We start from the raw sequence: 20,960 nt of genomic DNA, 5'->3' as shown, positions 1-20,960 counted from the left end.
GCCGCGGCGCCACGCACGCCGCGGTTCCCCCCGCAAGACAATTCTGCGGGAACCCTGTGGACGGTCTGCGCTCAGCCCTGGGTTCGGAACACCAGGGACGAATGGCCCACCCGGATCACGTCGCCGTCGGCCAGCTGCCACGTCTGCACCGGGGTGCCGTTGACCGTGGTCCCGTTGGTCGACCCGATGTCGGCGAGCGTCGCGCTCTGCCCGTCCCAGGTGATCTCCAGGTGCCGCCGCGAAACGCCGGTGTCCGGGAGGCGGAAGTCGGCGTCCTGCCCGCGGCCGACGACGTTGCCGCCCTGCTTCAGCGAGTAGGTGCGGTTGGAGCCGTCGTCCAGCTGCAGGCTCGCCTGAAGCTGACGGCCCGCGGCCGGAGCGCCTTGCTGCGCGTACGGGTCCTGGCCGTACCCCGCCTGCGGCTGGCCGCCGTACTGGTCGTACCCGCCCTGCTGGCCGTAACCCTGGTCGTACCCGGCCTGCGGCGGCTGGCCGTACCCCTGGTCATAGCCCCCCTGCGGCGGCTGCCCGTAGCCCTGGTCGTAGCCGCCCTGCGGAGCCTGGCCGCCGTAGCCCTGGTCGTAGCCGCCCTGCGGGGCCTGCCCGTAACCCTGGTGGTCGTAGCCCGGCTGCGGAGCCTGGCCGTAGCCCTGGTCGTAACCGCCGTGCGGGGCCGGGGCCTGGCCGCCGTACTGGTCGTAGCCCGGCTGCGCGCCGTAGCCCTGGTCGTAGCCCTGCTGCGGCTGACCGCCATAACCCTGGTCGTACCCGGGCTGCTGGCCACCCTGCTGTCCGTAGCCGTACTGGCCGTGCTGGCCGTACGGGTCACCCTGGTCGTGTTGGCCGTAGCCGGGGGGCTGGCTCATTGGTGGGTCTCCTGCGTTGCTGGGTCGTGCCGACCGTGACGGCCCTTCCCCCGCAGCGGCGCGGGCGTCGGGATCGACGGACGAACGGGTCTTGAACTGTCCAGTATGCAGCGCCTCGTTGCGCTCGAGTGATACGACGACGTCACCATAGGTGTCCCAGCCCTGCGCGGCGAGGTGTTCCGCCACCGCCCTCGCGAGAACCCCGGTGACCCGCTGCTCATCGCCGGCCATGCGATCGTGGTCAGCCGCCCCCAAAGACACGATGTAGTGATTCGGGGCGAGCTGCCGACCGCCTGCCAGCTCACGAACGTTCTCCTCGCCTTCCCTCTCGAGCGCAACCGCCACTTCCTGTGTGACGACGTTGCCGCCGAACATGCGCGCGAAAGTATTCCCCACCAGGTTCTCGAGTCGCCTGTCGAAGCGCTCAACGCGACCCACCGGGGACGACCTCCTCACACGTGTGCTTCCGCATCGATCCTATCCGGGGGAGGAAGGGTTGGGCATGCCCCCGGTGAAACCCGTCAGAAGGCCCTGCTAAGCTTTGCTGGCTGCCTCAAGGAAGCAACTCGGGCGAGTGGCGGAATGGCAGACGCGCACGGTTCAGGTCCGTGTGTCCGAAAGGACGTGAGGGTTCAACTCCCTCCTCGCCCACCGTGGTCAGGCCCCAGTCGTTTGCGCGACTGGGGCCTTTTCCGTTTGTCGGTCGTTCCTTCGCCCCCGGGGGCCGAGCCCCCGGACTCCCGCGGTGCCATCGGCGGCGGTTGGCAGGGGGTTGGGTTGGGTGTGGGCCAGGGCACATTTTCTGGCTGAGGTGTGCTGCGGGGGTGCCGAACGGGCCTGTGGTTGATGTGGGCGGGGTGTGTCGCCTGATCGAGTGGTGCGGTTCGAGCACTTGCGCGCGGCAGGCGATCGGCCGGGTGGGTCGCCGAGGACGTTTGCGCGGCGTTGCCGAGCCGAACGGTCCACCACAGGGAGAGACGGTGCCTGCTCGTGCGCCACTGAACACGGAACAACAACTTCCCTGCCTTGCGCGCAAGAAACGAGACCAGGGTCGCTGTGGTCAGCAGGCACGCTGTGTACCCAACCACCTAGCACGGTACGGCGAGGTCGATCCCCCTTTAGAGCTGGGCCAGCGTCCGCTGCACGGTCTCGTCCATAGCCGATCCCTTAGGTTCGGGTTGGCCAAGCTGACGTTGTTGGTAAGTTCGGTCGTGTGACCGACCCGGTATTCAGTTTGGCCATGGCTGCGTCCAGGTTCCGTTCCTTCCATGCGCGAGGACAGGGTTTCCGGGGAGTGGTTCAGCTGCGAAGCAGCCGGAGTGTGTTGTCGAGGGTGCCGGTGATGTAGCCGGGGTTGCCGGGTCCGCAGACGATGTCCACGTGTCCGTTGGGGCTGTCTCGGAGGTAGGTAAGGACCCGGCCGTGGTCGAGGCTGTCCACTGCGGTCAACGGCATGCTCGCGACCCGGTGGCCTCCGGTGCGGGTGGCGACGAACAGCTGATGGCCGGCTTCCCGCCGCGACCCCATGACCGCGCGGAGCTGATCGGCGGGGGTGGTGACGGTGTAGTCGCTGCTGGTGTCGAGGTCGTACGACTCGCTGCTGGAGCCGCCGTCGTACTCGGCTTTCGGCACGGTGAATTCGCGGATGTTCGCAGCCGGGAAGTCGGGCAGTTCACTCACGACGGCGCGGACGAGCTGGTTCGCGCCGATCGCTGTCAAAGTGAGCTGCTCGTCCTGGACGGTGGCCAGCACGGCGTTGCGGCCGGTCAGGACGGCGAGCAGGGCGCGGTCTCGGCCGTGCCGGTCGGCCGACCAGCCGTAGCATTCTGCGTCGGCGTTTGCGACCGCCAGCAGCAGGTCGCGGAATTCTCCGGTGACCCGGTTGGTGCGCAGGTTGTAGAACCCCGGCTCGGCCAGCACCTGCCGGGTGAGGTCGTCCAGGCGCGCGGCGGCGTCATCTTCGACCCAGAGGTCGACGACACCGATGACCGGGTGCGCCGGGCCGATTCGTTCCCATTCCCAGGCTTTCGCGACCGCCAGGCGCGGCAGTGTCACGGGTTCGTCGAGCAGCATCACGTTGTTTCCCCTCGATACAGCTGATGCTGCTTACTTGCCGATGACGGGCGGAGTCGCTTTGCCGTCGTAGCCGAACAACGCGTTCGGGTCGGCTTCCTGGAGGTAGGACGCGGATTTCTTTTCCTGGTCCTCCTCGCCTTTCCCGCCCTTGCCCGCGCCGCCGGCCATCGGCATCCCGTTCGCGCCCTTGGCGCCGGGCGCACCGGTGCCAGCTGCTCCGCCGCGCATCCCGGGTTCCGGTTCACCGAACCGGCCAGCGCCGGACGACCCACCCGCGCTGGCCGCGCCTCCCGGGCCGCCGCGCATGGCAGAACCAGAGCCGCCCGCTCCGCTGCCGCCGGACCCGGGTGTTCCGGTGCCGCCGACGGGTCCGAACGCCCCGGGCATGCTGCCGAGGTATCCGGGGGGCTGGTAGCTGCTGGAGCCGCCGGGCCCGGTGGCGGGCAAGCCGGAGCCGGTGGGCCCGAACTGGAGGGGTGTGTTGCCTGTGCCGGTGGATCCGGGCGGGACGTAGCCGGATGTGCGGGTGCTGTCGTCGCCGTGCGCGGCCGCCGGCACGGAGGGCGGAGGCTGCTGTTGGCTGCCGGAGACCCCGCTGTGCCCCGGCTGCGGTGAGAACGATCCGGGCGGGGGCGCGGTCCCCGGGCCGCCCTGGTCAGGCGGGCCGTAGGAATGGCTGGGCGGGTACGGGGTGAAGCTTTCCTTCTTGCGTGGCTCAGGCGGATGCTCGACCGGTCCCTGCTGCGGAACGAGCCCGTAGGTGCCGTCCGAGGAATCGGGTACCTGCCCGTAGTCGACGGGCATCTTCTGCGCGTGGCCGTCGCTGGTGTCGGTGAAGCTTTGATAGGTGGCGTTGTTCTGCTGGACGGCGGCGTTGCGCGCGTTGATGTTCTTCTCGTTGTCGGTGTCCCACGGGGTCGCCGTGTCCCAGGCGGACTTCGACGGCGGGTCGTCGGACACGTCGTGCAGCGAATCCCGGGTCGAGGTGAACGCGTGCCCTTGGTCGGCGAGGGTGTTCTGGCTGTCGTGCAAGGCCATCGACGCCGAGGTCGCGACGTCCGCGAGCGGTTTCAGCGATCCTCTCGCCGCGTCGCCGCTCGGTCCCGACCAGGCGCTTTCCAGCCGACCGACCGTCGTCAAGGTGTCGGACTCGATGCCCTGCTGCTCCTGTGATTGCTGCCATGCGGCGTGCTGCGCCTGCCCGAGACTGTCCGGGCCGGGTCCGGCTTTCACCCGTCGCACCAGCTCGCCCGGCAGGATGATCTTCCCCTCGTCCTGCATCTGCTTCAGGAACGCGTTGAACCTGTCCGCGATGAAACTCATCGTCACGCACCGGCCTTCAGGGTGATGACGGCCAGGTCGGCCACGTGCTGGGCGTCCTGGCACGGATCGGCCGACGATCCGACTTGGTCGTTGGCCAGCTTGACGTCGACCTCGAATGCGGCGTCGTCTGCGATGCCGACGGCGACGCTGCATCGCCCGGTCGCACGGTCATCGCTCGGCCCGTAGGCGACGACCGGGTAGCCTTGGACGGGCGCTAGTTCCTTGAAGAATCCCTCGTTCTTTTTCGCGTAGACGTGACCTAGGCCGTCTTTCCAGGCATACACGAGCTGCACGCCGATGCCCGAACCCCGACTCGGGTTGGACCAACGGCACTGCTTGGCGACCCCTGTGTCCTGCGATGGCTGCACCGCAGGCGACACACCGGAGAACAGGGTCTTCACCTGCGCATCGGTCAGCACCTTGCAGGGATCGCCTTGGACGAGCGAAGCGGGCAGCGGGTTCGCGATCTTCGGAGTGTCTGAAGCGGGCTGTTGAGCGTTGCTGCTCGGTGACTCCGCACCAGGCAGCGACTGCCCGGGAGGATCGGCCTTCCCTCCGTTTCCGCTGCATGCCACCAGTCCGGCAGCCAGAGCCAAGGTCAGCAACGGAATCCGGAAACGGGTCGAACGCATCAGAAGTGTCCCTCGCCCTGCTTGGTGATGTCTTTGCCTGCCTGCTGGTCGTGCGCGTCGTGGATGCCAAGGGCGTCTTTCATCTTCTGAATGACGGAGCCGAGGTAGGCGCTTTGCCGCATCAGGTGGCCGCGGTAGTAGTTCCCGGAGTTGTTGCTGGCATCGGTGTTCCGCAGCGAAGCCGGGTCTTTCCCGGGCGGCACGATGCTCCACATCGGGACGGCTTTTTCGATTTGAGAATCGATGCGCGTCTGCAAGTTCTGGAGGTTCGTGAGTTCGGCGGTCATGGCCTCCTTGCTCAGGTAGAAGCCGGGCGCACCGCCCCCGCCGGACGCGCCTCCGCCGCCGGCTGGGCCGTCGGCGACGAAAAAGCTTGCCCCGGTGAGCATTCCGATAGCACCGGTATCACCTGGCGGTGTCGCATGCTCAGCCATCTGCATCCTCCCCTTGCGGCTAGCGCGCCTATAGCTTCACTAAGCCGAACCGATGGTAGCCAACAGGCAACCCTGTGTCCCGGGAACGCCGGAGATCACCTAGCGCTGGAGTTCCGGGCGCTGGCACCGGCATCCGACCGGGCGCTTTTCGACCTGCGCGACCACAGCTTCTGCCGAGGCCACTAATGCGGACACCGTGGTTTTCATCTCGGTGGCGAGATCCCACAGGCGGTCTACTGCCACGGTCCGTTTGCCTTGTTCGAGCCTCAGGAGCATGGTCCGGTCCATGCCGATCGCGTTCGCGACCCTCTCCTGAGACAGCCCGGTGCGATGACGCGCGTCTCTCAGCACTGATCCGAGGACCTTGCGTCGCAGATCGCGGACACGACGCTCCTTCCCCGGTCACGGACGCATCACTGACAGGCACTTGCCACAAGGTGGTGCTAGCGCTACACATAGGCAGTAGCGCTAGAGCCACATTGCCTGAGTTATGAGCCGACTTCATCACTCTGTGTACCTGGGCCACCCAGGAGCACCGGCTCCCGCTGGGCGATGGCGCAGGCGTAAAAAGTCACCTACCCGGGGAACTCGATCCGTCGAAGTCGTGTCGAGCCGCGACCGTCAGCCGATGCGGGTCCGGTTCGTCGGTGAGGAGCCAGTACAGGTGTCGAGCAGGTCGGCGAGCCGGGCCAGCTCCAGCGACGAGAAGTTCCGTTGGCCGCGCAGGGCGCACGAGAACGCGTCGGGGGTCGTCCCGACCTCGCGTGCGATGTCCTGCTGGCGGGCGTCCGGGCATGCCTGCCTCATCTGCTCCAGCTCTCGCTCCCCGATACCGTCCATGCCGCTCATCCTATTCGCATCGGGGTTTGCCAGCGCTTACTGCGGCGGTCGCCCACACGCCAGAGAAATCGACGCTGAGCACGATGATCACCGCAAGCGCGTTTAACAGTAAACAGGCATACCTGTATACAGCGGTGCCGCAGCGGATTTCACGGGTCGCCCCGGGTTGGCGCGATCTGCGCAGTGATGACTAGCAGACTGGGACGGCCTCCGAAACGTCAACGGGAGAAAGCGTCGCCAGTGCATAGCCTGGCCTCTGCGTCGGGCCGGGCTGAGCGCGAACCGGGTGATTTGAGTAGTTGTACCCGGGTGTTTTGCGTAGTCGGCCCCAGCGCGTCGTTGCTCTTGTGTTGTAGCGTCGGAGTGCTTCACTAAGCACGGACAGCTACCACCGACAAGGCCTGGGGAGGACTTGATGGGGTTCACGACGGTGCCGGACGCGCTCCGCTCCGCAAGCCGCTCCGGGCAGGCGGCGGTCGGCGAGATCCGCGCCGCGGACTGCGGAACACCGGTCAACGGTGTTGCCGCTGCGCTGCCCGGAGCGAAAGCCGCGGGCGCGGCGGGAGAGTTCGCGAGTTCGTGGGCGGCGACGTTGACCACTTGGTGCAACGATGCCGGCGAACACGCCGCGGCGCTCGGCAAGGCCGCGGACACCTACATCGCGGGCGACGAACACGCCCGCGACGCCTTGCCGGGCGAGCACAAAATGCGCGGACCTCGCTGATGGCGTCGGTCAGCGAGGTCAAGCGGTGGAACGCCGCGGCTCTCAACGAGATCGCCACGACCATGCAGCAGCGCGAACAAGTGCTGACCAACTCCGGCGACGATTTCGGCAAGATCATGCCGATCGACGGATGACCAGGTGATGTCGACTCCATCCAGTTGGCCGCCGCTGGGAGGCGGTGGGTTCGGAGGGGTGGATTTCCGCATTTTGCGAGCGGGAAGTGGCTGTCTCGTTACACTCAGTGGCGCTGACTGCTGCGAGGGGAGACGTAGATGTCGGGCGGATACCAGGTCGACCTCGGGCGGATGGGGACTCTCATCTCCACGCTCGAGCAGGCCAAAGAGCGGATGACCAGTGCTAACGCGAAGCTCAAGGGGTCATCGCCCGGTGAACTGGGAAGCCGCGACATCGATTCGGCCGGCGGCGAGTTCCAAGACCGGTGGGAGTACGGGATCGGGAAGATCGCCGAGTTCTCCGGGACAGTAGCCGAGGGCTTGTCCAAAGCGAAACAGGTCTACGCGGACATGGAGAAGAAGGTCGCGGACCAATTCGGGAAAGGGATGGGCACGCCGGCGTCGGCACCGCCCGCCGTCGCTCCGCCGTCGGCGATCAGCGCCCGGCTCGACGGGCCGGCCCGATGAACTGGGACCGGGTCGCGGACGCGGTCGCGCCGGTGGAGACGGGAAGCTATCCGGCACTCGGGTTCGATCCCGCGCCAGGTGTCGTAGCCAAGGTGACTGACGTCGCGACGACGTTGGGCAGCGTGGCGACCGAAATGGGCCAGGCATACGAAGACCTGGCGAAGCTCGGAAAATCCGACGGGTTCTGGGAAGGCGACGGGGCGCAGGCGTTCCAGAAAACGGTCGGGCAGGTGCCGGAGTACCTGGACAAGGCACACCGATCACTGTCCGGTGCTTCCGGGACCCTCACCCGGTGGGCCGAAGACCTCGGCACCATGCAGCGGCAGGCAGCGGACCTGGAGCACCAGGCAGAGGCGGCCCAGGCCCAGGTGAGTTCTGCCCAGGCCAACCCTGACTTCCGGCTGGCCGGGCAGACTTTCAGCGACCCAGCGCAGTTGCAGCAGGCCCAGGAGGCGCTGGGGAAGGCGCAACAGCAACTGAACAAAGCGCAGGGAGACCTGGATGCTCTGCGCGAAAGCGCGAAACGGCTGCTCGCGCAGCACGGGGACCTTGCTGGGCAAGTCGCCGAAGCACTGCGCAAGGCAAAGGACGAGGCGCCGGAAGAACCGGGTCTGCTCGACAAAATCGGTGACGCCATCGGCAAAATGGCCGACGGGATCAAGAAGCTCGCTGGCGACGTATGGGGCTGGGTCAAGGAACACGCCGACGTCATCGCCAAGATCGGCGACGTGCTGTCCACCGTCGGCAATGTGCTGGGGGTGGTAGCACTGGCCACGTCGTGGATCCCCGGAGTCAATGCGGTTACCGCGGCCGCGGCGGTAGGGGTCAGTGCCGCCGCGGCCGGGACGAAACTGCTTGCGAAAGCCGCTGGCGCTGACGTGTCGTGGGGAAGCATCGCGATGGACGCGGTGGGTGTCATTCCCGGCGGAAAAGTCGTGGCTGGAGCCAAGAACGCGGTCGCGCAGGCCACTCGCGGTGCGGTCCTCGCGAAAATGGGGAAGGCCGGCGAACTGGCGGGCAAGGTGCCTGGCGTCGGGCAAAAGGTGATCAAGGGGATCGGCGGCACGGTAGCCCGGGACGGGGCCGGTGCCGCGATCAAGATCGACGGGCAGGTGGTCAAGATCGGCGGCCAGGACGTCAGCCCCATCACGATGAACGCGTTGCGATCCGATCCCGCCGCGGCGATCGACCAGGCAGCTCGGTATTCGCACGGCAAAGCGGTGGACTTGGCGAACAAGCTCCCCGGAATCAACCTGGAACCGTTCAGCACCAAGGGAATCGTGGCCGGAGTTGCGGTCAACTCCGGGATCGGCGTGGCGAAAGCCGAAGCGAAGGACTACGCGGTGGACAAGATCACCGGAGGCTGACCCGAGCCGGTCCGGACGTGACTGTGACATTAGAGGTGGCGGGTGAATCAAGAGAGAGAGTCGATACGCGGGTGGGCGACTGCCTTGTGGGGAGAGCCCGCGGGGGTGGTCGCGTTCCAGCGCAAGCGCTTCAAGTTGACCTTGCCGAACAGGCAGGACATCGGAACGTGGAGCATCGGCAAGAAGATCCTCTACGTTCTCGCCTTTCCGATATTCATTCCGTACGCAATCATCCTGTATGTGCTGAACTTTTGGGAAATCTACCCCAAGTGGCCGACCAGGACGGGGACGCTGACCGTGCGCGGGACGCTCCCGTACGGCCCGGCGATCGACTTCGTCGACCTGATGAAGAAGGCACCGAAGAAGTCCTGGGTGGTTTTTTCGAGGTCACACGTCGTCTTCGTCCAAGACGGGCTCGACCAGGGTGCTCCGGTTCCCTTCTGGCAAAGCGGGCCGGAGCTGAACGTGGAACTCACCCCCGGAGCTGAGGAAGGAGCTCTCCGGATCTACTGGCCGGAACACGGACAGGCGGTTCTGAAGCTGAGCGAAGAGGAAGAGGCGCTCGTCAGGAGCTTCGCTCAATCGTACGGCGAAGGGTGGTCCCGCTTCCGGTAATCGGCGTTGGTCTCACTACTCTCAGACAGGACGGGACTCATGACGGACGTGTCCGCTCCACCGGAACCACCCGGGTTCTCCCTCTTCCTGCCCGACGGTTTCCTCGCCTTGCCGGCAGGGAATATCGACGAGGAACAGTTCCGGTCTCTCGCCGCTTCAGTGTCCGCTGAGTTCGGCGCGGGCCCCGACGCCGAGATCGACCAAGGCATCGCCGAAACAACCGCGATGCTCGTGAGCACCGCTGCCATGGCCGAGGCTGGCGGTTCCAGTTACACCGCCGCCGGGTTCTTCCGCTCCCCTGACGACCTGAAGCGGCCGATCATGGCGGTGGTCAACTGCTTCTGCCTGGAATCGGATCATTCGTCGACCGCTGTGGCGATCTCCGGCCTCGAGGAGGTTCAGCGCAGCACCTCGACGGGACCGGTCGAGGTAGTGGAATTGCCGGCAGGCCCGGCGGTGATCGCGCAGTCGGCCTCGGTCGGGAGCATTTCGATCGGCGAAGGATCGGTCCAGGTCACCGAACACGCGATCACCGCGTGGATACCGGGCACTAAGGTGATTCTCGCCCTCGCCGTGACCAGCAACAACACCGAAGACTGGACTCATGTGGTCGACCTGGCGCGCGGCATCTTCGAGACCTTCGAGTGGGTCGACACCACCGGCTGATGGCTTCAACGGTGAGTTGATAGATCGGAAAGTTACTGATGACGATGATGAACCCCTATGCGTCGGCGGCATCTCCTGGTCGCTGGTTTCCTCCTGCCCTGGTCGGAAAGATCCGTGCCACTACGATGCGATGGGGTTCCGCGAGCGCCGGGATCGGCTTGCTCATGATCATCGCCGTACCCGTCTTCGGGTACCGCCTTCCCACTTCCTATGACGTGACAACCGGGCTGACGGTCGTCTTGGGGATTACCGCGGCGTGTTGCCTGATGCTCTCCGGGATTGGCCTGATGGTGGCGCGTTGCTATTTCTCGGCTGGGCAGCTCGCGCACCGCAAGGAGTACACCGTACTGGGAGTTCAGCTGGGGACGGCTATTCCAGGGTGGCTGGCAACGATTGTGTTCGTTTTCTGGTACGTCATTACCGTGACGACATCGGGTAGCTACTCCGGTATGGAACAGCTTCACTTCACAGTGCCCATCGTGCTCTACCTCATCACCCCCGTCGTCGCGGCGCTCATCAACTCAGTCAACTTGATCACCGCCTTTTCTCTTTTCTTTCCCTCGCCCCGCCGGTTGAGTAGGTACAGTTCCGGGCTTGCATAACCGAGTCGGATGGGTGGCTGATGGGCCAGGAGCTGGGAGTCCGGGTCGAGCGGTACTTCGAGGGCGGCTGGCGGGAGCCTGTGCAAGTCGTCGTGCTCGGACGGGTCAAAGCAGGGCGCGATCGGCGGCGGCGGGCTGATCGGTCGCTGGGGTGTGTCGCGGAGGCTGGTCTTGAGATCCTCGCAAATCTCGCGTGGCCCTTGGTGGCGCTTTGGGAGTTCGTGACAGTTCCGAAGCGACGCCGGAAACCGGTGGCCGTACCTAGTGGACCAGCTCGGGGGCAGGCGTTCGAGGCGGCCTCGAGGTTGAAGGGGCGGGGCGGAGAGATCGCGGTGGTGCGCGGGCGGCGCGGGTGGCGTTGGTTGAGGTTCGCGAAGCAGCACCGGTCGTGGTGTGGCAGGGGAGTGCGCAATGGAGCCCTTCGCCTGCCTGTTTGTACTGGGAAGACGGCTCGATGTTGATCCTTGCGCCGCGGTGATTTCGGCGGCGCAATTCCGGTAACCTGAGTCAAGATCAGCTGGGCGGGGGAAACAGTGAGCGACGGCAACTACTTCGACGGCCAGGCAGACAAGGTGTTCCAGGCTCGCAATGTGTACGGCGACGTGCATTTCCACGGTCCGCAGCAACCTGCGGCACCGGCGTTGCAGGTTCAGGCGCCGCCGAAGCATTACCGGAACAACGAGCGCCAGCTGGCTGCGCTTACTCGGATCCATGACGAAGCTCTGGACCGGGTAGCGATCGCGATCGTGCGAGGTGCGCCGGGCAGTGGGCGCACGACTCTGTGCGAAACCTGGCTGCACCAGCATCAGGACCGGTTCGACCGGTTCTACGACGTGCGCGTGGGCCACCGGGCGGGTGCCGACGTGCTGGCCGAGCTGCTGTCCAAGCTCGGATACGGTCCGGACGAGATGCAGGCGAGTCTCGAGGGGCGCGCGGCGATGTGGCAGTCGCAGACTGCTGAGTTCAAGGTCGCGCTGCTGGTCGACGACGCGTTGAGCGCGGCTGAGGTGAAGGCGCTGCTGCCGACGCATCCCGGTTCGTACGTGCTCGTGGTCGGGTCGGGGCTGGATGCGCTGCGTGCCCGGTATTCCGCTCGCGAGGTCGAGCTGGAACCGTTGAGCAACGAGGCGGCGCTGGGCGTCCTGACTGAGCTGGTGGGCGAGGAAAAGCTCGCCGCGGAACCGGAACAGCGGGAAGAACTGCTCCGGATTTGCGCTGGTTCTGCAGCGGAACTCAACGTCGCGGGCATGATCCTCGCGCGTCAGGGCGGGACGGTGCAGCGCCTGATCGCGCGGATCCGCGCGAAGGGCGCCTTGGCCAGCGCGGTGTTTGACGTCGCGTACGAGCTGTTGAGCGAGCAGGAACAAGCGGTCTACCGATTCTTCGGGGCGCACCCGGGCAGCGGTGACGTCCGGCTGGAAACCGTCGCGGCGGTGCTCAGCCTCGATGAGTTCGACGCTGAGGACGCGTTGCAGAAACTGGTGTCCGCCAAGCTGATCGAGGTGATCAGGGGCCGCTACCGGATGTCCGAGCTTGCTCGGCTGCACGCTGCCGGGCTGGCTGGCGAGCTGTCGGACGTCGTGGTCGGGTATTACGCGGAGCAAGGGCTCAAGATCGCGGAAAGTGCGCTGCCCACTGGCTGGCCGGCGAGGATTTGGCCGGGTTTCGGGTCGGCGTCGGTGTCGGCGGCGGAGGCCTGGGAGTGGTTGTTCGCTGAACAGACGAACCTGCTTGCCGCGGCGGAGGTCGCGTTGCAGGCGGGGGCACACGAGGACGTCATTCGGCTGGCGAGGGCGTTGTGGCCGGTCTACAAAGACGGCGCGTCCCCCGCGGAGCTGGTGGCGGTGAGCCAGGACGCGGTCCAGGCCGCGCAGGCTGCTGCGATGCCGCTTGCCGAGGGATTGGTCCGCACTCAGCTCGGGTTCGCGCGGATGCAACTGCGGGATTGGGCTGCGGCGCAGGAGCAGTTCGCCGTCGCGGCCGAGTTGGCCACTACGCCGGAGGAGCACGCGTCCGCGCTGGAAGCGCGCGGGCTCGCGTTTTTCGAACCTGGATGGATCGCTCGGCAGCAGGGGCGGCCGGAGGACGCGGTTCGTTGCTGGGCCGGGCGGAAGTCTGTTTTCGGGAGAGCCTCGCGCTGGCTGAGGAGATCGGTCGCGACCGTCGTCTTGCGTTGATTCGGATGCATCTGGCCAAGGTTGTCCCGCCGGAGGAGGCGGCCACTCTGCTCGCGCAAGCGGAGCAGGGACTGAAGAACGAGCCGGGCAATCTGGTGAAGGTTCGGTTGTGGCAGGGGCGGAAGCTGATCGAAGCCGGTTCCTTCGAGGCAGGCGCGGTGGTGCTGGCCGAAGTCGACTCGGCGGCGGAACAGGCCAACCTGCAGCGGGAACGCATTGCCGCGTTGTGGTCCCGCTCGGAGGCGGCGCTTGCCCGTGGTTTCCGTGATCAGGCGAAGGCGCACGCGAAAGATGCGCTGAACATCGCGCGGATGCACGGTTTCACGGCCGAGGCGGCTGATCTGCTGATCTGGATCGAACAGCTCTGACTATCCATAGTGGACGGTAAGGCGTGCCTCGTGCTTGCGGCCGCCCGCGGTGAAGGGAAGCTGTTCGGGGAAGTCGAGGCCTAGCAGGTCGCGCGTGTACAGCAGCGACGGCACGGCCTGTGGCAGGTCGGTGCCGGTGAAGGACACGACCAGACCGTCGCGGCTGCCGGCCAGCCAGCCGGATCCGTACGGGCAAGCGGCCCATTCGCAGCCGGGGAATTCGGCGAGGGTGATGGCGATCCAGCGGCCCGGGTCAGGGAAACGGTCGCCCAGCACGATGTCGGCGCGGCGCAGGAGGCGGGGGTCGGGGCCGTCGACGTGGACGACTAGGTGAGCGTCGGCGGAGGCTGCGGCGAATCGGGTGACCTCGTCGCCGCGGACCTGGACCCATTGCGCGCCGGGTTCTTGGCGTTGGACGCGCGGCAGTGGGAACGCGGTGAATCCGGCTGGTTCAGCTGGTGGCGACAGTCGAAGCGTGCGATAGCCGAGGTCGGTCAGGAGGGCTGCGGACTGTCCGGGGACGCTCGTGGCGAGTTCGGTCGCGACGACCAGGTCCGCGGGCTGGGTCGCGGTGCGCAGTTGGTCAGCCAGGCTTTCGTCGGTCAAGGACGGGGCGGCGCGCAGGAGGGCGGCCACCGGCGAATCGGGATCGACGGCATCGTGTGGTGCGGCGGCCAGCAGGACTGGGGTGCCGAGGCAGGCGGAGTAGTAGGTGACGGAGCCGTGGTCGCCGATGGTGACGTCGGCGGCTACTGCGGCTGGCTGCCACAGGTCTTCTTCCGGCAGGACGATGACGCCCGTCCGCTGCCATTTTCGCAGCCACATTTCCAGTTGCCACGGGTAATGGCCTTGTCCGATGTTGGGGTGCAGGGCGAGCACGACGGTGAATTCGTCGAGCGGCAACTGGCTGGCAATGCGGGCGGGCAACTCTGGGCGGGTCCCGTACAGGGAATCCGCGCCCCATGTTGACGAGACCAGAACCAGCGTTTGCTCGCCGGTTACGCCTAGTGCTTGGCGGTAGGATTCGCGCAGTTCTCGGGCGTCCCGCAGGCGGTCCAGGCAGGAGTCTCCGGCGATGACGGCGTGGTCAGCGGCTTCCGGACAGTACTGCCGCAGCCGGGTGAGCTGCTCGGGGTGGGACAGGACGTGATGTTCGGCGATCACCTCGCCGTGATGCATCAGCCATTCCTCGGACAACCCGAAAACCGGTTTCCGGTTTCCGGTTTCCGGTTTCCGGTTTCCGGTTTCCAAGAATTTATTATACCCCATTCCGTGCGGCAAAACCGTCAACGGAGCGCGCAATTCGTGCAAATCCCCGCCGTAACTGGCGGCCAAAGCCCAGTCGAAGTCCTCCGCCACGACGTCTTCCCACGGTTCCAGCGGGATCCCGCGCGCGGCGAGGTACTCCTCCGTCCCCCGGGTGAACGCGCTCGAATCCGGGCACGTGAACACCACCTGTATCCGGGGATCCCCGGCGAACAACGGCAGCACGTCCAGCAGCCGAGTCGCCGCGGTGACGTTGTGCACGACCGCCAGCAGCGTGCGTTCCGTGGGCACGGTGCGCCATCGGCGCGGCACGGGGAACGACGACGAAGGCACGGAGAGCGATCCTACCGATCGCTCTCCGTGCCGGTCGCCGAAGAAAGGCTCAGAGACTGATATTGCCTTGTACGTCACGCAGCTGAACGACCTTGGCCCCTTCGGCCACGGTGCCCACGTGGTTCGTCACCCCGCCGCTGCGTGCTTCCTGGTGCACCTCGAACTCGGTGCGCAGCGCCGCGCCGAACTCCGGGTCCTGGCGGCTTGCCTCGTCGAGGCGTTCGGCCAGCGCGGTCACGGTGGCCGGGTCGTCGGGGGTGGCCGCCTCCAGTTCCGCGGTTGCCTTGCTGTTGCCGGAGAACTTGCGCTTGACCAGGTCGTACAGCCCGGTCGCGGCCTTCGTGGCCAGCGCGGTGGCGACAGCGGTCAGGATCGGCTCGGGCATGCGACTCTCCTCAGGTCGGCGGCCCTTCCACCGTACTCACTTCGCGTGCTCGTCGATCCACTCGGCGATCACATCGATGCGCGACGTCGTTTCCGCGCCGGTGTGCGGGCAGTCCGGGCCGTTGTTCTCGATCGAGATCAGCTTGCCGTCGGTGAAATACGGCGCGCCCGTGTCGTAAGTGCACGCGCTGGTGGACGCCGAGGGCGATACACCGTGGATGGCGACTGTCGTGCTGCCGACCGACGAGATCTTCATCGTGCCCTGCTGCAACTGCTTGGACGGCACTGGATTCTGTGCCGTCCGGCTGCCCCAGCCGGCCAGGGTGACCTGTTGTCCGACGCCGGGCACCAGGTGGTTCACGGTGAGCGGCTTGACCTCGGAGACCGGGCTGTCGAGCTTCGCCAGCGCGACGTCGTTCGGGCCGGCTTGCAGGACCTGTGTGACCTTGCGCTGGACGCCTTTTTCCTTGGTCTCGTCGACGAGACCCAGCGACACCGTCGTCGGATACGGCACCGGGCCGGACACCCGGTTCTTGTTGGCGTCGTGGAAACAGTGGCCGGTCGTGACGATCCACTGCGGTGCGACGAGCGCTGCCGAACAGAAGCTCGAGTACGTGCTTCCGTTCGGCAGCGGGATTCCGGTCATGCTCAGCTTCGCGGCGAAGCCGAATTGGCCTGCTGGGACGTCAGAACCGTTGGCGACGGCCAAAGCCGGGCTCGCGGTGAGGATGGGCAGGAGAACTGCTGCGGAGATCGCGGCGCGGACGCGCATTCTGTCCCTTCGTCCGGGTCACCGGCGGACGCCGATGAACTCGGCCTTCCACGCTAACGACACCGTCCGCGTCGCGGAATTCCCTTGATGGGCGACGAAAACTGACCGATCGCGGGACTTGCCCTCACGCGGTGTGGGTGGCGATCCAGTTCGCGAGGATGTCGACGCGAGCGGTGGTCTCGGGCGTCGAGTGGGGGCAGTTGGGGCCGGTCGACTCGACCGAGACGAGGCGGCCGGTGTTGCCTTCGGCGACGAAGTACGGTGCGCCCGAGTCGTAGCTGCACGCGCTGGTGTCCTTCTTCGGCGCGATGCCGACGACGCTCACGGTGGTGGCGTCGGAACCGACGACCTGCATCGCGCCCTGCTGCAGTTTGTTCGACGGCTTCGGGGAAACCTCGGTCAGGCTGCCCCAACCGGCGAGCGTCACCTGCTGGCCGGTGGCCGGCGCGGCAGGCGAGACGGTCAGCGGCGTGATGTCGGTGACCGGCTGGTCGAGCTTGGCGAGCGCGACGTCGTTAGTACCCGCCTGCTGCACCTCGGTGACCTGACGCCGTTCGCCCTTGCCCGGCTCGTCGGTGGTCGCGCCGAGCAGCACCGAAGTCCCGTACGGCACCGGCCCGGAAACGGGCTTGCGGTTGACGTCGTGGAAACAGTGTCCGGCGGTGATGATCCACTGCGGCGCGATCAGGGAACCCGAGCATCCGCTCGAATAAGTGGTGCCGTCCGCGCGCGGGATGACGGGCATGGACAGCTTGGCCGCGAACGGATACTCACCGGGCGCCACATCGTTGCCGTTCGCGACCGCGGACGCGGGTGCCGCGACAGCGAGCGCGGCACCGGCGGCGAGGAAGGCAGCGGAAAGGGCAGCACGCAAACGCATGAAATATCCTCCGGAAGACGACTACTCAATGCGAACGTTAGGCGCCTTCCGGTTCCCCTGAAAGGGGGATCAGCCGGGGCTGCCCGATCGGGCTTGCCCGGCTGCCCGCGTTTTCTCCGAGATCAGCGCACGCCGACCAGATCGACGACGAAAATCAGCGTTTCGTTCGGCGCGATCACGCCGCCCGCGCCGCGCTCGCCGTAAGCCAGGTGCGGCGGGATCACCAGCTGGCGGCGGCCGCCGACCTTCATGCCGGTCACGCCCTGGTCCCAGCCCGGGATGACCTGGCCCGCGCCGAGCTGGAAATCGAGCGGCGCGCCGCGGTCGTAAGAGGCGTCGAATTGCGCGCCGGTGGAGTGCGAGACCCCGACGTAATGCACGCTGACAGCGTTGCCCGACTTGGCTTCGGGGCCGTCGCCGACCGTGATGTCTTTGATCTGCAGCTCGGCGGGCGGCGGTCCGTCCGGGCGCTCGACTTGGGGCTTTTCCACGCTCATGGGGCTCACCGTACCTATCGGCGAAACGCTGCGCCGGATGGAGTACCGCCGGATGGACTACTCCCAACGAGGGGATAAACGCGAAAACTCTTCACATGTGCGCTACCCGTCGGTAGCGTGCGCCGGGTCACCCTGGGGCATCCTTCGTGGACGGAGCTGTGGCATGCGACGACGCATTCCCATCCTGGCCGCGGGCGCGGTAGCCGTGCTCACGGCCGGGCTAGTGCAAATCGGGACCGCGGCACCGGCTTCCGCCGCGTTGCCCGGCAACGACTATTGCGCGGGCCAATGCAACGACATCCTCCCGCCCGGCGAGAACGGGAGCGCGACGCTCGCCGAAATCCTCGCCAACAAGGCGTTCGGCACCCAGCCCGGGCACGCCGACGACCAGCTTGGCAAATACGCCGACCTGGCGGGCGGGTACAAGACGCTGACGACCGACACCATCGGCAAATTCTTCAACGACTCGTCCTTCGGAGTGCCCGCCGACCAGGTCGCGAGCACCCTGAAACCGCGGGACGACGTGACGATCACCCGCGACAAGGCCACCGGCGTCCCGCACATCCAGGGCACGACGCGGTCCGGCACCGAATACGGCGCGGGGTACGCCGCGGCGCAGGATCGCTTGTGGCTCATGGACATCATGCGCCGGGTCGGCCGCGGCCAGCTGACGTCGTACGCGGGCGGCGCGGAAGCGAACCGCGAGCTGGAGCAGTCTTTCTTCGCCTCCGCGCCGTATACCGAGGACGAGCTGCAGCAGCAGATCGACGCGGTGGCGGCGAGCGGCCCGCGAGGCAAGCAGGGTCTCGCCGACGCGCAGGCGTACGTCGAAGGCATCAACAAATACATCACCGATTCGCACAACGGCCGGTATTTCCCGGGCGAGTACGTGCTGACCGGGCACGTCGACGCGATCACCAACGCGGGCACCATCGAACCGTTCAAGCTCACTGACCTCGTCGTGCTCGCCTCGGTGGTCGGCGCGCAGTTCGGCGCCGGCGGTGGCGGCGAGGTGCAGAACGCGATCGCGAAGCTGGCGCTGCAGGAGAAGTACGGGGTCGAGCAGGGCGAAAAGGTGTGGCAGAGCCTGCGTGCCGCGGACGATCCGGAGGCCGTGAAGACCCTGCACGACGGGCAGAATTTCCCGTACGGCAACACACTGGCGAATCCGCAGGGCGCGGCGTTGCCGGACAAGGGCTCGGTGACGAACCAGCAGCTCGTGTTCGACCCGACCGGCTCGGCGGCCTCCGCGCAACCGAAGGTCAAGGTTCCCGCGCCGAAGGACCAGGAATCCGCGCGCGGCATGTTCGACAACGGCGTGCTGCCGGGCAACATGCTCAAGGAAAAGCACGGCATGTCCAACGCGCTGCTCGTGTCCGGCGCGAAGACCGCCAGCGGTCATCCAGTCGCCGTGTTCGGCCCACAGACCGGATATTTCGCGCCGCAGTTGTTGCTGCTGCAGGAAATCCAGGGCCCGGGCATCAGTGCGCGGGGCGCGTCGTTCGCCGGGCTCAGCATGTACGTGCTGCTCGGCCGCGGCCAGGACTACTCGTGGAGCGCGACGACCGCGGCGCAGGACATCATCGACACGTACGCGCTGCCGTTGTGCGATCCGAGCGGCAAACCGGCCACGAAGGACTCGAACTACTACCTCTACCAGGGCAAGTGTCTTCCGATGGACACAGTGGAGCGCAAGAACGCCTGGTCGCCGACGGTCGCGGACGGCACCGCGGCCGGGTCCTACACGCTGCGCAGCTACCGCACGAAGTACGGCCCAGTGACCTCGCGCGCGACGGTGGACGGGAAGCCGGTGGCGTACTCGTCGCTGCGGTCCTCGTACTTCCACGAGGTGGATTCGCTGATCGGGTTCCAGGAGTTCAACGACCCGGGCTTCGTCAAATCGGCCGCGGACTTCCAGCGCGCCGCCAACGACGTCAACTTCACCTTCAACTGGTTCTACGCCGATTCGAAGGACATCGCGTACTTCAACTCCGGCGCGAACCCGGTACGCAATTCCACTGTGGACCCGATGATGCCGGTGTGGGGCGACCGCGGGTTCGACTGGAAGGGCTGGAACCCGGCGGGCAACAAGGCTGACTACACGCCCGCGTCGGAGCACCCGCAGTCGGTGAACCAGGACTACTACATCAGCTGGAACAACGCACAATCCAACGGCTATGCGTCGGGCGGCGCGGACAAGTCCGCCGTGCACCGCGGCGATTTGCTCGACGCGCGGGTCAAGGCGCTGCTTTCCAGCGGCACCAAGGTGACCCGGGTGAATCTGACCCAGGCGATGGAGGACGCGGCGCTGGCTGACCTGCGGGCGGAGAAGGTGCTGCCGCTGCTGCTGCAGGTGCTCGACAAGGCTCCGCTCACCGGTGCCGCGGCCGATGCCGAGGCGAAGCTGAAGACGTGGATGCAGCACGGACACCAGCGCGTCGAGTCCAGTGCGGGCAGCAAGACCTACAACGACGCCGACGCGATCCGGATCATGGACGCGTGGTGGCCGCTGCTGGTCACCGGCGAGTTCAAGCCGGCGATGGGCGACGACGCGTTCAGTGCGATGACGAACGTGCTGCAGATCAACGAAAGCCCGTCCGGCTTCCAGAACGAGACGCCGGGCAAGCACGTCGGGCAGCCGCACCAGGGTTCGGCGTATCAGCACGGTTGGTGGGGTTACGTCAGCAAGGACCTCCGCACCGCGCTCGGACAGCCGGTGGCAGGCCCGCTGGGCGCGAAGTTCTGCGGCGGCGGCGACCTGACCGCGTGCCGGCAGACGCTCGTCGACTCCCTGACCACTGCCGCCGGTCAGGCCGCGAACACGGTGTACCCGGGCGACGGCGACTGCTCGGCGGGCGACCAGTGGTGCGCCGACTCGATCATCCAGCGTCCGCTGGGCGGCATCACGCACGGCAAGATCAGCACGCAGAACCGGCCGACGTTCCAGCAGGTCGTGGAGTACCCCGCGCACCGCGGCGACAACGTCTCGAACCTCGCGGCGGGCAAGCCGGTGAACGCTTCCAGCGCGGAAACCGGGTTCTACAACTCCCCGGCTTCGAACGCGGTCGACGGCAATCCGAGCACCCGCTGGGCGAGCGATTGGAGCGACAACCAGTCGATCACCGTGGATCTCGGCTCGGTGCAGCAGGTTTCGCGAGCGGTGCTGTCGTGGGAGAAGGCCTACGGCAAGGGGTACAAGATCCAGCTGTCCACGGACGGCACCGACTGGCACGACGCCGCGGTGGTGACGGACGGGAACGGGGGTATCGACAACGTTTCGTTCGCACCTGCGGACGCGCGGTTCGTTCGGATGCAGGGAGTCACGCGCGGGACTAAGTACGGGTATTCGCTGTACGAGTTCGAGATTTACGCGCACTGACCTCGGTCGCTACCGAAGCGACGATGAGAACCGCCCCGGCCAGCAGGATCGGCCGGGGCGGTCCCTCATGGTCGCCAGCCCGACCCGGCTGGATGTCGTCCACTTTGTGGAACGGCTG

Annotated in this window: 22 protein-coding genes and 1 tRNA gene; 11 read left to right on the top strand and 12 right to left on the bottom strand. The window is 66.7% G+C overall.

What is annotated here, in order from left to right:
• Window positions 1–71 precede the first annotated feature (71 nt).
• Window positions 72–1,304 (bottom strand): FhaA domain-containing protein, encoded by a 1,233-nt coding sequence (locus ATK30_RS47725; RefSeq protein ID WP_101436666.1) that lies wholly within the window; start codon window positions 1,302–1,304, stop codon window positions 72–74.
• Window positions 1,305–1,434: 130 nt separating this feature from the next.
• On the opposite strand from ATK30_RS47725, the gene ATK30_RS18580 reads away from it, so the two are divergent.
• Window positions 1,435–1,517, top strand: a tRNA-Leu gene (locus ATK30_RS18580).
• A 648-nt stretch (window positions 1,518–2,165) separates the two neighbouring features.
• Here ATK30_RS18580 and ATK30_RS18575 read toward each other — a convergent pair.
• The 6 genes from ATK30_RS18575 to ATK30_RS18550 form a co-directional block, all read right to left on the bottom strand.
• Complete coding sequence (locus ATK30_RS18575; protein WP_101436665.1) at window positions 2,166–2,939, bottom strand: ESX secretion-associated protein EspG; 774 nt, start codon at window positions 2,937–2,939, stop codon at window positions 2,166–2,168.
• Between the two features lie 33 nt (window positions 2,940–2,972).
• Window positions 2,973–4,265 (bottom strand): hypothetical protein, encoded by a 1,293-nt coding sequence (locus ATK30_RS18570; protein WP_101436664.1) that lies wholly within the window; start codon window positions 4,263–4,265, stop codon window positions 2,973–2,975.
• A gap of 2 nt (window positions 4,266–4,267) precedes the next feature.
• A complete protein-coding gene (locus ATK30_RS18565; RefSeq protein ID WP_158242481.1) occupies window positions 4,268–4,861 on the bottom strand; it encodes a DUF3558 domain-containing protein in 594 nt (197 codons plus the stop codon).
• Window positions 4,862–4,896: 35 nt separating this feature from the next.
• A complete protein-coding gene (locus tag ATK30_RS18560) occupies window positions 4,897–5,331 on the bottom strand; it encodes a hypothetical protein (protein WP_143271403.1) in 435 nt (144 codons plus the stop codon).
• A 99-nt stretch (window positions 5,332–5,430) separates the two neighbouring features.
• On the bottom strand, window positions 5,431–5,682 hold the full coding sequence (locus ATK30_RS47295) for a helix-turn-helix domain-containing protein (protein WP_158242480.1): 252 nt from the start codon (window positions 5,680–5,682) through the stop codon (window positions 5,431–5,433).
• 270 nt (window positions 5,683–5,952) lie between these two features.
• Window positions 5,953–6,171, bottom strand: coding sequence for a helix-turn-helix domain-containing protein (locus ATK30_RS18550; protein WP_101436660.1), 219 nt, complete (start codon window positions 6,169–6,171; stop codon window positions 5,953–5,955).
• Between the two features lie 415 nt (window positions 6,172–6,586).
• On the opposite strand from ATK30_RS18550, the gene ATK30_RS18545 reads away from it, so the two are divergent.
• From ATK30_RS18545 to ATK30_RS18510, 9 genes are all read left to right on the top strand, one after another.
• Entirely contained in the window at window positions 6,587–6,895 is a 309-nt protein-coding gene (locus tag ATK30_RS18545; protein ID WP_101436659.1) for a hypothetical protein, read from the top strand.
• The gene (locus ATK30_RS46880) at window positions 6,895–7,029 is read left to right on the top strand and encodes a hypothetical protein (protein WP_279630001.1); all 135 of its coding nucleotides are present in this window, start codon (window positions 6,895–6,897) and stop codon (window positions 7,027–7,029) included. The genes ATK30_RS18545 and ATK30_RS46880 overlap by 1 nt, the downstream gene beginning before the upstream one ends.
• 138 nt (window positions 7,030–7,167) lie before the next feature.
• Window positions 7,168–7,536: a WXG100 family type VII secretion target gene (locus tag ATK30_RS18540; RefSeq protein WP_101436658.1), complete on the top strand. Its 369-nt coding sequence runs from the start codon at window positions 7,168–7,170 to the stop codon at window positions 7,534–7,536.
• Complete coding sequence (locus ATK30_RS18535) at window positions 7,533–8,903, top strand: putative T7SS-secreted protein (protein WP_101436657.1); 1,371 nt, start codon at window positions 7,533–7,535, stop codon at window positions 8,901–8,903. Before ATK30_RS18540 ends, ATK30_RS18535 begins: the two co-directional genes overlap by 4 nt.
• 105 nt (window positions 8,904–9,008) lie before the next feature.
• Window positions 9,009–9,518, top strand: coding sequence for a hypothetical protein (locus tag ATK30_RS18530; protein WP_101436656.1), 510 nt, complete (start codon window positions 9,009–9,011; stop codon window positions 9,516–9,518).
• A gap of 39 nt (window positions 9,519–9,557) precedes the next feature.
• Complete coding sequence (locus ATK30_RS18525) at window positions 9,558–10,184, top strand: hypothetical protein (protein ID WP_101436655.1); 627 nt, start codon at window positions 9,558–9,560, stop codon at window positions 10,182–10,184.
• Window positions 10,185–10,222: 38 nt separating this feature from the next.
• Window positions 10,223–10,786, top strand: coding sequence for a hypothetical protein (locus tag ATK30_RS18520; protein WP_143271402.1), 564 nt, complete (start codon window positions 10,223–10,225; stop codon window positions 10,784–10,786).
• Between the two features lie 533 nt (window positions 10,787–11,319).
• Window positions 11,320–12,963: an NB-ARC domain-containing protein gene (locus ATK30_RS18515; RefSeq protein ID WP_101436653.1), complete on the top strand. Its 1,644-nt coding sequence runs from the start codon at window positions 11,320–11,322 to the stop codon at window positions 12,961–12,963.
• Complete coding sequence (locus ATK30_RS18510; protein WP_143271401.1) at window positions 12,882–13,331, top strand: hypothetical protein; 450 nt, start codon at window positions 12,882–12,884, stop codon at window positions 13,329–13,331. Before ATK30_RS18515 ends, ATK30_RS18510 begins: the two co-directional genes overlap by 82 nt.
• Here ATK30_RS18510 and ATK30_RS18505 read toward each other — a convergent pair whose 3' ends face one another.
• The 5 genes from ATK30_RS18505 to ATK30_RS18485 form a co-directional block, all read right to left on the bottom strand.
• Entirely contained in the window at window positions 13,332–14,930 is a 1,599-nt protein-coding gene (locus ATK30_RS18505; RefSeq protein ID WP_101436651.1) for a hypothetical protein, read from the bottom strand.
• Window positions 14,931–14,979: 49 nt separating this feature from the next.
• A complete protein-coding gene (locus ATK30_RS18500) occupies window positions 14,980–15,315 on the bottom strand; it encodes a hypothetical protein (RefSeq protein ID WP_101436650.1) in 336 nt (111 codons plus the stop codon).
• Between the two features lie 36 nt (window positions 15,316–15,351).
• The gene (locus tag ATK30_RS18495) at window positions 15,352–16,086 is read right to left on the bottom strand and encodes a S1 family peptidase (protein WP_101436649.1); all 735 of its coding nucleotides are present in this window, start codon (window positions 16,084–16,086) and stop codon (window positions 15,352–15,354) included.
• 124 nt (window positions 16,087–16,210) lie between these two features.
• The gene (locus tag ATK30_RS18490; protein WP_101436648.1) at window positions 16,211–16,966 is read right to left on the bottom strand and encodes a S1 family peptidase; all 756 of its coding nucleotides are present in this window, start codon (window positions 16,964–16,966) and stop codon (window positions 16,211–16,213) included.
• A gap of 122 nt (window positions 16,967–17,088) precedes the next feature.
• A complete protein-coding gene (locus ATK30_RS18485; RefSeq protein WP_101436647.1) occupies window positions 17,089–17,463 on the bottom strand; it encodes an FKBP-type peptidyl-prolyl cis-trans isomerase in 375 nt (124 codons plus the stop codon).
• 163 nt (window positions 17,464–17,626) lie between these two features.
• On the opposite strand from ATK30_RS18485, the gene ATK30_RS18480 reads away from it, so the two are divergent.
• Complete coding sequence (locus ATK30_RS18480; RefSeq protein WP_101436646.1) at window positions 17,627–20,842, top strand: penicillin acylase family protein; 3,216 nt, start codon at window positions 17,627–17,629, stop codon at window positions 20,840–20,842.
• The last annotated feature ends 118 nt before the right edge of the window (window positions 20,843–20,960 follow it).

It is taken from the genome of Amycolatopsis echigonensis (assembly GCF_002846615.1).
GTDB classification, from domain to species: Bacteria; Actinomycetota; Actinomycetes; order Mycobacteriales; family Pseudonocardiaceae; genus Amycolatopsis; species Amycolatopsis echigonensis.
This window is presented reverse-complemented; position numbering and strand designations above follow the sequence as displayed.

Coding starts and splice junctions, on each gene's coding strand:
- ATK30_RS18575 (WP_101436665.1), bottom strand. CDS start 2,939: ATGCTGCTCGACGAACCCGTGACACTGCCGCGCCTGGCGGTCGCGAAA.
- ATK30_RS18570 (WP_101436664.1), bottom strand. CDS start 4,265: ATGAGTTTCATCGCGGACAGGTTCAACGCGTTCCTGAAGCAGATGCAG.
- ATK30_RS18560 (WP_143271403.1), bottom strand. CDS start 5,331: ATGGCTGAGCATGCGACACCGCCAGGTGATACCGGTGCTATCGGAATG.
- ATK30_RS18550 (WP_101436660.1), bottom strand. CDS start 6,171: ATGGACGGTATCGGGGAGCGAGAGCTGGAGCAGATGAGGCAGGCATGC.
- ATK30_RS18545 (WP_101436659.1), top strand. CDS start 6,587: ATGGGGTTCACGACGGTGCCGGACGCGCTCCGCTCCGCAAGCCGCTCC.
- ATK30_RS46880 (WP_279630001.1), top strand. CDS start 6,895: ATGGCGTCGGTCAGCGAGGTCAAGCGGTGGAACGCCGCGGCTCTCAAC.
- ATK30_RS18540 (WP_101436658.1), top strand. CDS start 7,168: ATGTCGGGCGGATACCAGGTCGACCTCGGGCGGATGGGGACTCTCATC.
- ATK30_RS18535 (WP_101436657.1), top strand. CDS start 7,533: ATGAACTGGGACCGGGTCGCGGACGCGGTCGCGCCGGTGGAGACGGGA.
- ATK30_RS18525 (WP_101436655.1), top strand. CDS start 9,558: ATGACGGACGTGTCCGCTCCACCGGAACCACCCGGGTTCTCCCTCTTC.
- ATK30_RS18520 (WP_143271402.1), top strand. CDS start 10,223: ATGACGATGATGAACCCCTATGCGTCGGCGGCATCTCCTGGTCGCTGG.
- ATK30_RS18500 (WP_101436650.1), bottom strand. CDS start 15,315: ATGCCCGAGCCGATCCTGACCGCTGTCGCCACCGCGCTGGCCACGAAG.
- ATK30_RS18495 (WP_101436649.1), bottom strand. CDS start 16,086: ATGCGCGTCCGCGCCGCGATCTCCGCAGCAGTTCTCCTGCCCATCCTC.
- ATK30_RS18490 (WP_101436648.1), bottom strand. CDS start 16,966: ATGCGTTTGCGTGCTGCCCTTTCCGCTGCCTTCCTCGCCGCCGGTGCC.
- ATK30_RS18485 (WP_101436647.1), bottom strand. CDS start 17,463: ATGAGCGTGGAAAAGCCCCAAGTCGAGCGCCCGGACGGACCGCCGCCC.
- ATK30_RS18480 (WP_101436646.1), top strand. CDS start 17,627: ATGCGACGACGCATTCCCATCCTGGCCGCGGGCGCGGTAGCCGTGCTC.